This window comes from Aeromonas sp. S2(2024), from assembly GCF_041402505.1.
Taxonomy (GTDB): Bacteria; Pseudomonadota; Gammaproteobacteria; order Enterobacterales; family Aeromonadaceae; genus Aeromonas; species Aeromonas media.
Map to the genome: position 1 here is coordinate 1 of NZ_JBGLRL010000039.1, position 13,952 is coordinate 13,952.

13 protein-coding genes are annotated in these 13,952 nt (G+C 61.1%); 7 read left to right on the forward strand and 6 right to left on the reverse strand.

The features are described from left to right. The first annotated feature begins 170 nt into the window (after nucleotides 1–170). Nucleotides 171–1,082 carry a UTP--glucose-1-phosphate uridylyltransferase GalU gene (gene galU, locus ACB039_RS20565; protein WP_041205077.1) on the forward strand — a complete coding sequence of 304 codons (912 nt, stop codon included), beginning with the start codon at nucleotides 171–173 and terminating at the stop codon, nucleotides 1,080–1,082. 213 nt (nucleotides 1,083–1,295) lie between these two features. Beyond that, on the forward strand, nucleotides 1,296–2,693 hold the full coding sequence (locus tag ACB039_RS20570; RefSeq protein WP_041205076.1) for a peptide MFS transporter: 1,398 nt from the start codon (nucleotides 1,296–1,298) through the stop codon (nucleotides 2,691–2,693). Nucleotides 2,694–2,765: 72 nt separating this feature from the next. On the opposite strand, the gene ACB039_RS20575 is transcribed toward ACB039_RS20570, so the two are convergent. After that, nucleotides 2,766–3,737: a response regulator gene (locus ACB039_RS20575; RefSeq protein WP_005327964.1), complete on the reverse strand. Its 972-nt coding sequence runs from the start codon at nucleotides 3,735–3,737 to the stop codon at nucleotides 2,766–2,768. A 313-nt stretch (nucleotides 3,738–4,050) separates the two neighbouring features. Between ACB039_RS20575 and ACB039_RS20580 the strand changes: the two genes are divergently transcribed. The 3 genes from ACB039_RS20580 (at nucleotide 4,051) to ACB039_RS20590 (ending at nucleotide 6,408) form a co-directional block, all read left to right on the forward strand. After that, a complete protein-coding gene (locus tag ACB039_RS20580) occupies nucleotides 4,051–4,725 on the forward strand; it encodes a DnaT-like ssDNA-binding domain-containing protein (RefSeq protein WP_371166342.1) in 675 nt (224 codons plus the stop codon). Between the two features lie 66 nt (nucleotides 4,726–4,791). Beyond that, on the forward strand, nucleotides 4,792–5,646 hold the full coding sequence (locus ACB039_RS20585; protein WP_041205075.1) for a DnaA ATPase domain-containing protein: 855 nt from the start codon (nucleotides 4,792–4,794) through the stop codon (nucleotides 5,644–5,646). Nucleotides 5,647–5,772: 126 nt separating this feature from the next. After that, on the forward strand, nucleotides 5,773–6,408 hold the full coding sequence (locus ACB039_RS20590; RefSeq protein ID WP_005327970.1) for an SDR family oxidoreductase: 636 nt from the start codon (nucleotides 5,773–5,775) through the stop codon (nucleotides 6,406–6,408). Nucleotides 6,409–6,486: 78 nt separating this feature from the next. On the opposite strand, the gene ACB039_RS20595 is transcribed toward ACB039_RS20590, so the two are convergent. The 4 genes from ACB039_RS20595 to ACB039_RS20610 form a co-directional block, all read right to left on the reverse strand. Then, nucleotides 6,487–7,692 (reverse strand): ABC transporter permease, encoded by a 1,206-nt coding sequence (locus tag ACB039_RS20595; RefSeq protein WP_005327972.1) that lies wholly within the window; start codon nucleotides 7,690–7,692, stop codon nucleotides 6,487–6,489. Further along, the gene (locus ACB039_RS20600; RefSeq protein WP_371166343.1) at nucleotides 7,689–8,825 is read right to left on the reverse strand and encodes an ABC transporter permease; all 1,137 of its coding nucleotides are present in this window, start codon (nucleotides 8,823–8,825) and stop codon (nucleotides 7,689–7,691) included. The genes ACB039_RS20595 and ACB039_RS20600 overlap by 4 nt, the downstream gene beginning before the upstream one ends. Next, the gene (locus tag ACB039_RS20605) at nucleotides 8,825–9,829 is read right to left on the reverse strand and encodes an HlyD family secretion protein (protein ID WP_005327977.1); all 1,005 of its coding nucleotides are present in this window, start codon (nucleotides 9,827–9,829) and stop codon (nucleotides 8,825–8,827) included. Before ACB039_RS20605 ends, ACB039_RS20600 begins: the two co-directional genes overlap by 1 nt. A 73-nt stretch (nucleotides 9,830–9,902) precedes the next feature. Further along, nucleotides 9,903–11,309 (reverse strand): TolC family protein, encoded by a 1,407-nt coding sequence (locus tag ACB039_RS20610; protein WP_371166344.1) that lies wholly within the window; start codon nucleotides 11,307–11,309, stop codon nucleotides 9,903–9,905. Between the two features lie 292 nt (nucleotides 11,310–11,601). On the opposite strand from ACB039_RS20610, the gene dusB reads away from it, so the two are divergent. Together dusB and fis are read left to right on the forward strand one after the other, a co-directional pair. After that, entirely contained in the window at nucleotides 11,602–12,567 is a 966-nt protein-coding gene (gene dusB / locus ACB039_RS20615; RefSeq protein ID WP_042649081.1) for a tRNA dihydrouridine synthase DusB, read from the forward strand. A 25-nt stretch (nucleotides 12,568–12,592) separates the two neighbouring features. Then, nucleotides 12,593–12,889, forward strand: coding sequence for a DNA-binding transcriptional regulator Fis (gene fis, locus ACB039_RS20620; RefSeq protein ID WP_005309538.1), 297 nt, complete (start codon nucleotides 12,593–12,595; stop codon nucleotides 12,887–12,889). Between the two features lie 88 nt (nucleotides 12,890–12,977). On the opposite strand, the gene ACB039_RS20625 is transcribed toward fis, so the two are convergent. Beyond that, nucleotides 12,978–13,610, reverse strand: a complete 633-nt coding sequence (locus ACB039_RS20625) for a LysE family translocator (protein WP_005327991.1) — start codon at nucleotides 13,608–13,610, stop codon at nucleotides 12,978–12,980. Nucleotides 13,611–13,952 lie beyond the last annotated feature (342 nt).

Here is a 13,952-nt window from a genome sequence, read left to right on the forward strand (position 1 = left end):
TTAGTTCGTGGTTAAACATGGGGATAGTCTGTTGGGTATTAGCTGGTCAAGGATGGCGATCATACCTCAGAAGCCGCGCCACGCCTCGCTCATATGAGGGGATGGTTAAGGTGGCTGCCCTATTTTTCTTCGGGTATCATGAGCACACTTTGTATCTTCGGACTCATTCCATGAAAAAGACACCACTCGTTGTTCGCAAGGCCGTCCTCCCCGTTGCCGGTCTGGGTACCCGCATGCTGCCCGCCACCAAGGCCATCCCCAAAGAGATGCTGCCAGTGGTCGACAAGCCGCTGATCCAGTATGTGGTGCGTGAAGCCATCGCCGCCGGCATCAAGGAGATCATCCTGGTGACCCACTCCAGCAAGAACTCCATCGAAAACCATTTCGACAAGAGCTTCGAGCTGGAGGCGACTCTGGAGAAGCGGGTCAAGCGCCAACTGCTGGAAGAGGTGCAGCACATCTGCCCGAAAGACGTCACCATCATGCACGTGCGACAGGGCGAGGCCAAGGGCCTGGGTCATGCAGTGCTGTGCGCCCGCCCGCTGATCGGGGATAACCCCTTTGCCGTGCTGCTGCCTGACGTGTTGATCGACGAAGTGGCGAGCGATCTCAAACAGGACAACCTGGCCGAGATGGTGCACATGTTCGAGGCGGACCAGATCAGCCAGATCATGGTGGAAGCCGTCCCCGAGAGCGAAGTGGACAAATACGGCATCGCCGACATCAAGGGCGAGGCCCTGAGCGCCGGCATGTCACTGCCGATGCAGGCCATCGTCGAGAAGCCGCCGCGCGACGAGGCGCCCTCCAACCTGGCCGTGGTCGGCCGTTATGTGCTCTCCGCCAACATCTGGCCCCTGCTGGAGAAGACCCCAGCCGGGGCGGGCGACGAGATCCAGCTGACCGATGCCATCGCCATGCTGATGGAGAAGGAGCAGGTCAATGCCTACTTCATGAAGGGTCGCAGTCACGATTGCGGCAGCAAGCTGGGTTACATGAAGGCCAACGTGGAATATGCGGTACGCCACCGCGAACTGGACGGCGAATTTACCGCCTGGCTCAAGCAGTTCGTCAAACAGCTGTAATTGCTGAAAATTAACACAATACACAGAATAAAAGACTGGGCATCATTCGATGCCCATTTTCATTTTATAAACAAATATTCAACCATCGATAGATAAAATATCGTCAAAACCTGTCATTGTAATTCAATCCTGCTTGTTTTATAAGGAATATGGCTGGTTCCTAGCCCTTGCATAAAATTTCTAAAAAAATATAAGACACAGGTGGAAGTTCCAATGAATAACCCGTCCAAAGGGACCTTTTTAGGTCACCCTAAAGGGCTCTTTTTGCTCTTTAGTACCGAACTCTGGGAGAGATTCTCCTACTACGGCATGCGTGCCGTGCTCGTCCTCTATCTGACTGACATGACGGCCAACGGCGGCATGGGCTGGACCCAGGCCGACGCCCTCAAGCTGTACGGCATCTATACCGGTCTGGTCTACATCACCCCGATCATCGGAGGCTGGCTGGCCGACACCTTCCTCGGTCAACGCCGCGCCATTCTGATCGGTGCCATCTTCATGGCGGCGGGTCAATTTACCCTGGCCCTGCCCCACGCCATGTTCCCGGACATGGTCAACACCGTCTTCTACGCGGGCCTTGGCTTGCTGATCCTGGGTAACGGTCTGTTCAAGCCGAACATCTCCACCATGGTGGGCGACCTGTATCAGGAAGGTGACCATCGTCGTGACGGTGCCTTCACCATCTTCTACATGGGCATCAACCTGGGCTCCCTGCTGGCGGGCGTGATCTGTGGTGCCGCCGCCACCGCCTACGGCTGGCAAGCCGCCTTCGTCAGCGCCGGTATCGGCATGCTGCTCTCTCTGGTGGTGCAAGCCACCATGGCCCAGCGTTTCCTTGGCGACATCGGCCGCATGCCGGCCGCCCAGCGCGCCGCCTTGCAACGCTCCAAGGAGCAGAAGGCCCCGCTGACCAAGCAGGAAGTGGATCGCATCAAGGTCATCCTGGTGCTGGGTCTGTTCACCATCATCTTCTGGGCAGGTTTCGAGCAGGCCGGTGGTCTGATGAACCTGTATGCACAGGAATATACCGATCGCATGATCGGCAGCTTCGAAGTACCGACCGCCTGGTTCCAGTCCCTGAACCCCTTCTTCATCATCACGCTCGCTCCGATCGTGGCGGCCATCTGGATCAAGCTCGGCAGCAAGGAACCAAACTCCCCGGTGAAATTCGCCATGGGTCTGTTGTTCCTGGCCGTGGGCTTCCTGTTCATGATCGGTGCCGTGCTGGAACAAGGCGGCGATCAGGCCGTCAAGACCTCCATGTTCTGGCTGGTCGGTGCCTACCTGTTCCACACCCTGGGCGAGCTCTGTCTCTCCCCGATCGGCCTCTCCATGGTCACCAAGCTGGCCCCGCTGCGCCTGGCGTCCCTGATGATGGGTGCCTGGTTCGGCTTCGTCGCCCTGGCCAACTATGCCGCCGGTTTCATCGGTTCCTTCGTCGGTGAAGCGGGTCCGATCGCCATCTTCGGTGGCATCGCCCTGGCCGCCGTGATCAGCGCCCTGATCCTGCTGACCATGGCGAACCGCCTGGTCTACTGGATGCACGGCGCCGAAGGCCCCGCCAAAGAGGCTGACGAGCACGACAAGAAGCTGCAATCCGCCACCGTCTAACCGGTCCGGACTGTACCAGACAAACAGGGCGCCCAATGGGCGCCCTGTTTGTCTTAGCGTTAAGCCACAACCTCAATGATGACGAACCTGCATCTTCAGGGCGCTGCCGCTGTCGCTGCGAAACTGCAACTCGAAAGGCTCGTGCCAGCTGCGCTTGTGCAAGCCATAGCGGCTGCTGCGCATCAACCCGAGCGGCAATCCCCCCGAACGCATCAGCCAGTGGGGTGAAGTGAGGCCTGCATTGGCAAATACCAGCCCGTCTTCCTGATCGAACAGCAGCGCCGCCATGGCAAAGGAGTGGCGCAGGCCCGACTCCAGCAGTTGCAGATTGAGGTAGTCGAGCAACCTGTGGGGCTGGGTCAGCAACTGGTTCTCCTGCTGCTGAAACTGGCGATAGGGGCCGTTCATCAGGGATCGCACCAGAGCACCGCAGAAGGCGGCATCCACCCCGAGGATGGGCAGCTCCATCACCAGCACCAGCAGCTTGTCACCCAGCTTGAAGGTATCGGGAATGAACAGATTGCCCATGCCGGCGAACGTCACCTGCCAGGGCCCCCACTCCTGCATGCCCGGCGGTGCCAGCCAGGCCAGCAGGCGGCTGGACGCCAGGTCGTGAGCCCGGAAGAAGTCTATGTGCTCCATCAGCTCCAGTTGCTGGCTCTGGTGGGCGTTGCTCGTCAGGCACTGATCGATGCTGCGCCGGATCTGGCCATAGTCATCCACCGGCTTGATGAAGAAGTCGCTGGCCCCTGCCCGCAGCGCCCGCTCGATGGCGGCCATCTGATCCTGACCCGAGATGACAATGACAGGCACCTCGGGGTAGCGGGCCGCGAGGCAGGCGATCACCTCATGCCCATCCATGTTGGGCATGTTCAGATCGCATAACACGATATCGGGGTGGTAGAGCGCGGCTGCCGAGAGCCCTTCGATCCCATCTTCGGCCTGAAAGACACAGGCCCCATCATGCTCGAGATAAGTGACCAGCGAGTGGCGAAAAACCGCTTCATCCTCCACCACCAGGATCCGTAGTCCGGCTTTTGACATCTTGACAAAGCTCTTATTAGTCAAATGGTTATTTGAGCACTAAGCCTAGAACATGGGGGCGCCATCTTGCCACCCAATATTGCCGGGCAGCGCCTTCAAATAGCCAGTCGGCCTCCCAACCATTTGAAATGGGCTGATTATTTTGTCAGCAGTTTATGCCGCACCCATGGCGATCGGGAAGGTTTTCACTCCCAATCTCCCCTGGATGAAGGGTCGTCACTGCCTCATCAGGCTGCCATCCAGGGGCACTGTGAATTGTATGCAACCCCGCCATGAGGGATAATGCCCTCCACTCCAGATCGTGAAGCAGACCATGACGCCAGCCGAATACAGCGCCCTCGCCCATCCCAGACTCTCCCATCCGGCACGCAGCCTCTATACCCTGCAACTGCGCCGGCTGGTGCTGGAAAATCGGCTGCCCAGGCTCAACTACCCCGAGCTTGGGCGCGCCTTGGCGGTGGTTGATCCGGGCAATCCCAGCGGGTTCTGCTATCAGGTCAATGCCCGCCAGCTCACCGAGCTGCTCGATGAGCTGATGGAAGCCGAATTGCTGCAGGTCGAGGCACAGGTGGACAGCGAGCACTACCATCAATGCCCGTTCCAGTTGCCCCTGCTGAGCCAGCGGGTGCGCAGCCCGCTGCCGGAGCGGCCGTTCCAGATGCATCTGCAGTGGCGGCCGGATGAAGAGCTGCCCGCCCTCGCCCGCCTGTGCGGGGTGATCGATGCCAGCTACAGCGAAGAGGATCTGGGAGAGTTCATCGCCTACTGGCTGGGTCGCCCCGAGGTATTCGACTCCCAGCATCAGTGGATGCTGAAGTTCATCCGGACCCTCAAGAGCCGGCGATACGCCCGGCGCCAGCCGACCGAGGTGGCCGGTTATCAGCAGATCACCCCAGCCCCCGTCGATTCCGGGCCGAGCAAGCGGGCCCAGGAGATGATCGAGGCCGTCAAGCGGCTGGCCCAGACCGAGGAGCCGGACAATGATTGATCCCGGATGCCCGCAGCAGGCACTATTAACCCCTTGTCACCCCAGCCCCAGCAGAAGGAGTATTCCATGACAGATCCACACGACCCGCTGCGCCAGGAGCTGGAAGAGATCGAGGCCAAGCGGCGCAGGATCGCCAAGGCCAAACAGGACCATCGCGTTCACGATCCCGAGCTGAGTCAGCACGTGGGTGGCCTGCTCGAGCGTATACGTCGCCTGCAGGCCCAGACAGGTGGCAGCCAGTACGACTACGAGACCCTGCGCAAGGAGTACGACGCCAAGGCCAATGCCGAGGTGCGCGAACTGCAGAAGGCGGCGCGCCAGGAGCGGATCCAGAAGCTGATCGCCCAGGCCGACCTCAACCCGGACTGGATCTTCGAGAAGATGGATGCCGGCGACCCCGCGCTGCAATACCCCATGGAGACGGCCCGCTACTTCATCAGCGGCTTCGAGCATTGGGAGAAGAGCGGCGGTGGCTGCATGCTCATCTACGGCGACTACGGCACCGGCAAGTCCACCTTGGCGGGCGCCGTAGCCCACGAGCTGATCGAGCGCCATCAGAAATCGGTGATCTTCCAGCAGTGGGCCTCCATCGTGGACAGGCTCTTCTTCAACGTCATCCAGGATCAGGAGGAGCGCAACCAGTACCGCCGCGCCCTGGAAGAGGTGGACCTGCTGATCATCGACGAGGTGGCGGCCAACCGCGCCAAGATGGCGGAGAGCCAGTCCAGCTTCCTCGGCCACCTGCTGCGCCGCCGGCGCAACCTCTCGAAGAGCGTCATCATCATCACCAACCACAGTCCCCAGAGCCTGCATCAGGCCATAGGTGACTTCAGCTTCGAGGCGATCAAGGCGTTCAACCCGGTGGATATCCACCTGAGCGGCCCCAGTCGTCGTCCCAGCATAGGCCACTACAACGGCTGATCCTGTGCGAGCCCGGACCAGTGGCCAGGGCTCGCCGTATTTCCCCCGTTTCGAATAAAAACAACTCTCATTTACAGCACTGTGCCAACCCTTTAGGCTGACCCTTTCGCCACAGGGAGCAACACAATGCCAACCACACTCATCTTCGGAGCCAGCCGCGGGCTGGGCCGCGCCTTCACCGATCACGCCCTGCGCCAGGGTCACAGGGCCCTGGCCCTGGTTCGCCAACCCGAGATGGCCGCCGAGCTGCGCGCCCAGGGGGTCGAGGTCATCGAAGGGGATGCGCTGGATGCGGCCGCAGTTGCGCAGGCTTGCGTGCAAGCGGGCCAAGGCGCCCGGGTCGTCTCCACCCTCGGCAGCTTCCGTCAGCCACAACCTGTGGATTATCAGGGCAACCGCCACGTCATCGACGCCATGGAGCAGACCGGGCTCACCCGTCTGCTGCTGGTGACCTCCCTCGGCTGCGGCGACAGCTGGCAATACCTGCCCGAGCGGGCCAGGGCGGCGTTTGGTCACGAGGTACGCTTGAAGAGCCTGGCAGAGAGCTGGCTGCAGACCAGCGCGCTCGATTGGACCATCCTTAGGCCGGCCGACTTGCAGGATGGGGAGGCCACCGGTCGTGCCGAGCTGAGCCAGGGCAAGGAGGTGCACGGACTGGTGCGCCGCGCCGATGTGGCCGCCCATGGGCTGCGCCTGCTGGCCGACGAGGCTGCGCTGGGGCAGATCTACGCCATCGGCGATCCCGAGCTCCATCGCGCCTGACCCCTCCACAACCCAAGCCAGCGCATAAAAAAACGGTCAGCCCCTGGGCTGACCGTTTCACACTCTCTAGCTGCTGCGTTATCTCGCCTGGCTGGCGGCCGCCTCACTCTGCACTGCCATCTTGCCGGCAACCGGTAACGACTGCTGACGCCAGCGCAGCAGCAGGCAGGCGAGGCCGCCATGAAGCAGTGCCAGCCCCCAGAGTTGCCACCAGTAGCGCGACACCTGGCTGAACTCGGCGCCCATCTGGTTGAGGCGCAGGAAGCCCTCTATGGCCGGCGTGCTCGGCACCCACTGGGCCAGCCAGTTGAGGGGGGTCGGGATCAGCTCCAGCGGCCAGATGAAGCCGGCGAGGAAGACCAGCGGCAGCGAGGAGATGAGCACTACCTGGGTCGGCAGGTCGCGACGGGTAAACAGGGCCCCCAGCACCACCCCGAGCCAGGTGGTGGCCAGCAGGAAGGGCAGGGTGAACAGCCACAAGGCGGCCGGCTCTGCGGTGCGGGCTATGCCGTAATAGTCGAAGCAGAAGCCGAAGAAGTAGGTCACCGGCAGCACGAACAGCCCCCCCACCACCAGGGTGCGGGCCAGCAGCAACGCCAGCACGGGCGCCTGCTGCCAATAGCCGTGCTCCCCTCGCCCGCTTCGCTGGTTCTGGGTCGCCCCCAGAATGCCGGTGCCCATCAGCAGCACCTGGTGCAGGATCAGCACGAAGACCGCCGGCACCACGTAGTTCACATAGCCCATGGACGGATTGAACACAGGCACCACGTTGAGCCCGACCGCATTCCAGCCCATGGCAGCCTGGGGCAGCGCCTCGCCGTGGCTCAGCAGCCGGGCTACCTTTACCTGAGCGGCCAGGGTGCCGCCCGCCTGGGCCATCCCCTCGGCGATGGTGCCGTAAACCAGGAAGTAAGAGGCGTCGCCGGCATAACCCAGGGTGACGCTCCTGCCCAGCATCAGATCACGGTAGAAATGACGGGGAATGTGCAGTATGCCGCTCGCCTTGCCGGTCAGCAGCCACTCCCGCGCCTGTGTCAGGCTGTCGACCCGAGCCACCAGTTTCACCTGAGGCGTCGCATCGGCCATGAACTCCAGCTGACGGGAGAGCTGGCTGCCGTCATCGTTGACCACCACCACAGCCTCTTCGCGAGGCAACTGATGCAGATAGGGCTGCGGATAGAGGAAGGAGTAGAAGAAGACGCCACCAAACAGGGTCAGCATGATGGCCCTGTCCGCCAGCAGAGTGCGCAACTCGAGACGCACCAGATCCCAGAAACCCATCATGACTTGGACTCCTCCTGGCTTGGGGCTGCAGTTGCCTGGGGTTGATAGCGCCGCACCACCAGCAGCAGCGGCAGCAGGAACAGCAGCTGGGCGCCGAACTGGGGCAGGGCCGCCGTCAGCGGCTGGCCGTAGTTGGTCTGGCCTATCTGCAGCTCGACATAGTGGGAGATGGGCAAGAGACTGCGCCAGAACTGGGCGACGTCCCCCATGGCGCTGACCGGGAAGGTGACCCCCATAAAAGCAAAACCGGGTGCAGTGTAAGCACCCGCCAGAGAGAGTGCCCGGGCCGGATCCCGAATGACGCCGTAGAAGAAGGCCCCCATGCTGACGCAGGCGGCCGAAGCCAGTCCCAAACCCAGCGTCAGCACCAGCCAGCTCCCCTGCATGGGATAACCCAGCGCCTTGAACAGCAGCAGGCTCCACGCCAGCCCCCACCCCCACCCGATGAGCACATGGGGCAGCAGGGTGCGCCAGAGGCCGAACCAGACCCCTCTGGTGGTCCAGTCCAGGCCGAGTCGATCGGTACGGGCCAGGGCATTGAGGCCATAGAGCACCACCAGGATCTGCCACACCGCGGGCAGCAGGGCGCTCAGCAAAAACTGGGCGTAGCTGGAGTTGATGTTGTAGAGCGCAGTCACCTGGCTCGCTATGGGCACAGATTGCCCCAGCGCCCCAGGCAGCGCCTTGCCGTCGGCCATGGCCGCCAGCACGCCCACCTGGCCGTTGAGGGTGCCCACCACCTGGGCCAGGGCCGCGTTGACCAGCTTGGCGATCAGGATGAACTGGCCGTTGTTGAACACGGTCACCCTGGGCTGGGTGCCCTCCCGGGCATCCCGCTCCAGGTGATTGGGGATCACCACCAGGGCATAGATGTCGCCTCCACGCAGTGCCTTGGCGCCCTCGTCGATGGCGTCAAACTGCTGCGCTATCTTGAGCCCGGCCGAACCATCCAGTGAAAATGCGAGCTGGCGGGAGAGGGTGCTGCGATCCAGGTCCACCAGACCCACCTTGAGGTCGCGCGCCAACCCCGCCGAGAAGATCCAGCACAAGAGCCCGATCAGCAGCAGCGGGATCCAGCTGGTCAGGGCCCGGCTGAAGGGGTCTTGCCACAGCAGACGCCATTCGCGCCCCATCAGAGTTCGACCAGCACGCTCATGCCAACCCGCAACCCTTCAACCGGTTGCAAGGGGCGCGCCTCCACCTGGAAGCTCTTCATGTCGAACCCCTGACGGGTGTCTGTGGCTCGCCAGGTGGCGAAATCCCCCATCGCGGCCACATGGGACACCTTGAAACGCACCGTCTGATCGCCAAGGCCCGGGATGCGGGCATCAAACTCGGTGCCGACCGGGAAGCGGGGCAGCAGATCCTCGCGCACATGGAACTGGGCCCAGGCATCCTTCATGTCGAGCAGGGTCACCACAGGGAAGCCCTGGGGCGCCAGCTCGCCGCTGCGCAGCAGTACCTGGGCGACTTCCCCCTCGTGTGGGCTGGCGATGCGAGTGTCGGCCAGATAGGCCTCGACCTCGGCCACCCCGCCAGCCGCCATCTTGGCCTGCTCCCGCGCCGCGACCTTGGTCTCCTCCCGCGCCCCTTCCAGGGTCATCTGATATTGCTGCCAGGCCATGCCTTCGCTGTATTTGGCCGCCTGCCAGGCCGTCCAGGCCTCGTCACGCTTTTGCAGCGATATGACGCCGTCCCGATGCAGGCTGGCGATACGTTCATAGGTCTTGCCACGAAGCAGGGCGGCCGCCTTGGCTTGCTGCCACTGATCCTTGGCCGCAGCTATTTGCTGGGCCCGCGCCCCCTTCTCGGCCTCCTGCGCCATGGCACCCGCGGCCGCCTGACCCGCCTTGGCCTGGCTCAGCTTGGCCTCGATTTCGGGGCTCGCCAGGGTGAACGCCAGCTGACCCTTGGCCAGTTGATCTCCCTTCTTCACCAGCACCTCGTCGATACGCCCCGCCACCTTGGAGGAGACCGAATACTGCTGCGCCTCAATCTGGCCCTGCAGGCGCACCGGCTCAGGCTGATAGGCCAGCCAGAAGCGCCAGCCCAGCCAAATGACCAGCAGCACCAGGGCAAGTGGCAGCAACCAAGGCTTGCCCTGACTCATCTTCTTCTTGATGGGGGGATGACTCATGAATTCACCTCGACAAAAGGGCGACCCCTGGCGGTCGAAACAGTGATGGATAGATGGGCCTGCTGGGTCGAAGTCATGAATTCACCTCTATCGCCTGACCATGCTGATATTGATTGAAACTGTTCATCTGCCCCGAGAGCGCCAGCAGGCGGGCCAGGGAGACCACGTATTGGTAGGCTGCCGCGGCGCGCTGGGTCTTGACCCCGGCCAGCTGGCTCTGGGCATCAACCACATCCAGCGAGGTGGAGAGCCCCTGACCGAATGCCTTGTCCCGCAGCCGCACGTTCTCTTCCGCCAGCGCCTGGGTCGAGGAGAGGGATTGATACTCCTCCAGTCCCTGGGCCGCCTCACGCCAGGTCTTCTCGACCAGCAACTCCAGATCCTGGCGGGTCTTGGCCTGCAGCAGATTGACCTGCAGCTCGGCACTCTTGGCCGCCTGCACCGTCTCGGAGCGGCCGTCGCGGCTCACCAGCGGCATGCTGACCCCGACCCCAACCAACCAGTCCGGGGTGGTCTTGGAGACGATGGAGTCATCTTCATAGAGGTTGTAGTTGCCAAACAGGAACAACTCCGGGGCATATTTGCCCTTCTCCAGCTTGATCATCCCCTGAGCCTGCTCCTTCTTGGCCGCCAGCAGCTTGAGACCGGGGTGTACCGACAGGGTTTCCTCCACGAAGGGAGCCAATGCTGGCATCCCCTCGTTGATGAAAAGGCTGGTATTGGGCTCGGCCTGTTTGAGCTTGAGCATGTGACCGAGGGCCAGCTGGGCTATCTCCAGGCTGCGCCGCGCCTTCTGGGTATCGATGCGGGCCCTGTCATAGGCCGACTGGGCGGAGAGTCGCTCGACCTTGGCTATCTGGCCCTGGGCTTCGAGCTTTTTGGCGTGATCCAGGTGGTGGGCCAGCCCCTGCTCGATCTCCTGCTTGGTCTGCATCACCTGGGCCGCTAGCACCACGCCGAAGTAAGTCTGGGAGAGGCTCTCGAAGGTAGACTGCTGCTTGAGCACCAGTAGTTGCTGCGCTTCGCTCACCTGCGCCTGGCGAATGTCCTGGGCAGCATCGATACGCCCACCGGTAAACAGCGGCCACAGCATCTTGACCGAACTGGTGACCACATTCTGTTTGGTCAGCGGGGTGACGAAGTCGCTCGGGCTGAGGTTGAGCGCCTGCATGACGGGCCCCAGTACCTTGCCAAATTCCGGGTGGTTGGCGATGGGGTTCAGATCCAGCATGTCCAGTTCCATCGGCTGATCAAGGTGGGTATAGCTGGCCCCCACATCCACCTTGGGCAGGTACATGGCCTTGGCTGCCTCGCGCAGTTGCTCTGCCCTCTCCACCCCGGCCTGCTCCGCCGCCAGCCCGTCGTCTTGCTGGATGACCCGGCTCCAGGCCTCGGTGAAGCTGACGGTTTGCGCCTGGGCCGAGGCCAGCATGGCTCCCAGCAGACCCGGGCAGAGCAATTTGATGAACCTTGACGTCATACATCCCCAATTTATGTTTGTAATAAAATTGTGTGGAGCCTTTACTCGATTCAGGTTCGCTATCATAGCGTAAACAGGCGCCGGAAAGAGACTGTCAAATCACCGAGTCCCTCACTCATTTGACCCTGACCATGGTCCCAGACAATATGTCTGATTTTCAAGCACTCCTGAATTTGCAAGCCTTGGCGCGACGTTTTTTTCAGAAAAAAATGGCTGACGCTCAAATACTAACCTTTTCTCCTGACTAAAAAATGCGTAATATACGCCGCCCTAAGCCGATGGTAACCGTGGAATGCAGATAGGTCCCCACACGCTTGAAACTCCCTTGATCGTGGCCCCCATGGCCGGTGTAACAGACCGACCATTTCGTGAACTTTGTTTACGTTTGGGAGCCGGCATGGCCGTTTCAGAGATGCTGCTGGCCAACCCGGATGTCTGGGATACCCAGAAAACCAGGATGAGAATGGGCCACTCTGCCGAAACCGGACTGCGATCGGTCCAGATTGCCGGAGCCGACCCCGAGATGATGGCGTTTGCTGCCCGCTACAACGTGGAGCAGGGCGCTCAGATCGTCGACATCAACATGGGATGTCCGGCAAAAAAAGTGAATAAAAAGTTGGCAGGCTCCGCCCTGCTGCGCCAACCCGATCTGGTCAGATCCATCTGCCAGGCCGTGGTGAATGCAGTAGAGGTACCTGTCACCTTGAAGATCCGCACAGGATGGGATCCGGATAACCGCAATGGCGAGGAGATCGCCCGAATCGCCGAAGATTGCGGTATCGCGGCCCTTGCCGTGCATGGTCGTACCCGCTCCTGCCTCTACAAGGGCGAAGCGGAATACGACACTATCAGGGCGATTAAGCAGGCCGTATCGATTCCTGTTGTCGCCAATGGCGACATAGACAGCCCGGAGAAGGCCCGGTATGTCCTCGACTATACCGGCGTCGACGCCGTGATGATCGGCCGTGCTGCGCAAGGACGACCCTGGATTTTCCGGGAAATCCGTCATTTTCTTGAGACGGGCACCAAGCTGCCGCCTCCCGACAGGGAAGAGGTTCGCACCCTGATGAACGAGCATGTTACCAACCTGCACCAGTTTTACGGTGCATATCTGGGAGCGCGCATTGCCCGTAAACACGTGGGCTGGTATCTGGATGAAGAAGAGACGGGCCGAGAATTCCGTAAGCACTTCAATGCCCTGGATTGTGCAGACGCACAACTCGAGGCACTCGAAGCGTATTTCGATGGATTAGGTTAACGCATAACTAAAGAGCCGACCGAATATGTTCGAACAAACCCTGACTTCTGATGCATTGGTAACAACTACTCACAATCACGCTGCCGAGCCGACCCAGCGCCCCCTGCGTGACTCTGTGCAACAGGCCCTGCGTAACTACCTGGCCCAGTTGAACGGTCAGGAAGTGATTGATCTGTACGATATGGTTCTCTCCGAAGTCGAAGCCCCCATGCTGGACGTGATCATGCAGTACACCCGTGGTAACCAGACTCGCGCCGCCGTGATGATGGGCATCAACCGTGGCACCCTGCGCAAGAAACTCAAGCGCTACGGCATGAACTGATTTCAGTCATTCTGCTGCAGTGCAGATAAAGGCGTATCCCAGCGATGGGATACGCCTTTTTCTATGGTCGACTTTCTACGTTTGGGTATTACTCCGTGGCCAACTTGATACCAAGCCCGACGAAAAGGCCCCCCATCAAACGGTTGAGCCAGGTTCCCACCCGGGCGGGCAGTCTCACCTTGCGACTCGCATAAGCGGTCGAGAACGCCAGCAGATGGCACCAGATCATGCCGTTGAGGTTGAAGATGCAGCCCAGCACGATGAAGGCCAGCGCCTTCTGCGGCGCATCGGGAGCGATGAACTGGGGCACAAAGGCTAGGAAGAAAAGCGCTACCTTGGGATTGAGCAAATTGGTCAGCAGGCCCTGCCGAAAGATCCGGCCATAGGAGAGCGCTGGCTGCAATACCGCAGGCTCGCTCGCAACAGGTGAGCTTACGCCTTGCCTGAGCAGGGAAACCCCCAGATAGACCAGATAGAGCGCCCCCATCAGCTTGATGATGGCGAACAGCTCGGCGGAGGCACTCAGCAGCGCAGACAGCCCCAGCGCTGCTGCCAGCACATGCACCATGGTACCCGTTCCTATGCCCAGTGCGGCCACCGAGCCCGCTCGCCAGCCTTGCGAGCCACTGCGCAGCATGATGAGCAGGGAGTCCGGTCCCGGCATCATGTTCAACAGCAGGCCGGATACGATAAACAACGCCAGATCGTGGATCCCCAACATACACAGCTCCCTTGCCGATGAAACTCACAGTCTATGGATCCAGCCCTCCTTGTCACTCCCCCGTTACGGCAATAGTGAACATAGGCAGGAGGCATAGCCAGGGGCTATCAGGGTTGGCGAAGAGAGTAGAAGAGTCGAAAGGTAAGCCGGTGGGTAAAGAGCGGGTCATTTATTTTGAGGCAGATGACCTGAGCATCCTCTGAGCAGTCAGTAAATCGGTGCTGAAGCACAGAATGTCAGGCAATAAAAAACCCCGCTCATTGAGCGGGGTTTCTTGTATTGGGTGCCTGGCAGTGTCCTACTCTCGCATGGCGAATGCCACACTACCATCGGCGCTACCGC

Excerpts from the sequence above, each read along its gene's own strand:
- galU (WP_041205077.1), top strand. The coding sequence starts at position 171 with ATGAAAAAGACACCACTCGTTGTTCGCAAGGCCGTCCTCCCCGTTGCC.
- ACB039_RS20570 (WP_041205076.1), top strand. The coding sequence starts at position 1,296 with ATGAATAACCCGTCCAAAGGGACCTTTTTAGGTCACCCTAAAGGGCTC.
- ACB039_RS20575 (WP_005327964.1), bottom strand. The coding sequence starts at position 3,737 with ATGTCAAAAGCCGGACTACGGATCCTGGTGGTGGAGGATGAAGCGGTT.
- ACB039_RS20580 (WP_371166342.1), top strand. The coding sequence starts at position 4,051 with ATGACGCCAGCCGAATACAGCGCCCTCGCCCATCCCAGACTCTCCCAT.
- ACB039_RS20585 (WP_041205075.1), top strand. The coding sequence starts at position 4,792 with ATGACAGATCCACACGACCCGCTGCGCCAGGAGCTGGAAGAGATCGAG.
- ACB039_RS20590 (WP_005327970.1), top strand. The coding sequence starts at position 5,773 with ATGCCAACCACACTCATCTTCGGAGCCAGCCGCGGGCTGGGCCGCGCC.
- ACB039_RS20595 (WP_005327972.1), bottom strand. The coding sequence starts at position 7,692 with ATGATGGGTTTCTGGGATCTGGTGCGTCTCGAGTTGCGCACTCTGCTG.
- ACB039_RS20600 (WP_371166343.1), bottom strand. The coding sequence starts at position 8,825 with ATGGGGCGCGAATGGCGTCTGCTGTGGCAAGACCCCTTCAGCCGGGCC.
- ACB039_RS20605 (WP_005327977.1), bottom strand. The coding sequence starts at position 9,829 with ATGAGTCATCCCCCCATCAAGAAGAAGATGAGTCAGGGCAAGCCTTGG.
- ACB039_RS20610 (WP_371166344.1), bottom strand. The coding sequence starts at position 11,309 with ATGACGTCAAGGTTCATCAAATTGCTCTGCCCGGGTCTGCTGGGAGCC.
- dusB (WP_042649081.1), top strand. The coding sequence starts at position 11,602 with ATGCAGATAGGTCCCCACACGCTTGAAACTCCCTTGATCGTGGCCCCC.
- fis (WP_005309538.1), top strand. The coding sequence starts at position 12,593 with ATGTTCGAACAAACCCTGACTTCTGATGCATTGGTAACAACTACTCAC.
- ACB039_RS20625 (WP_005327991.1), bottom strand. The coding sequence starts at position 13,610 with ATGTTGGGGATCCACGATCTGGCGTTGTTTATCGTATCCGGCCTGCTG.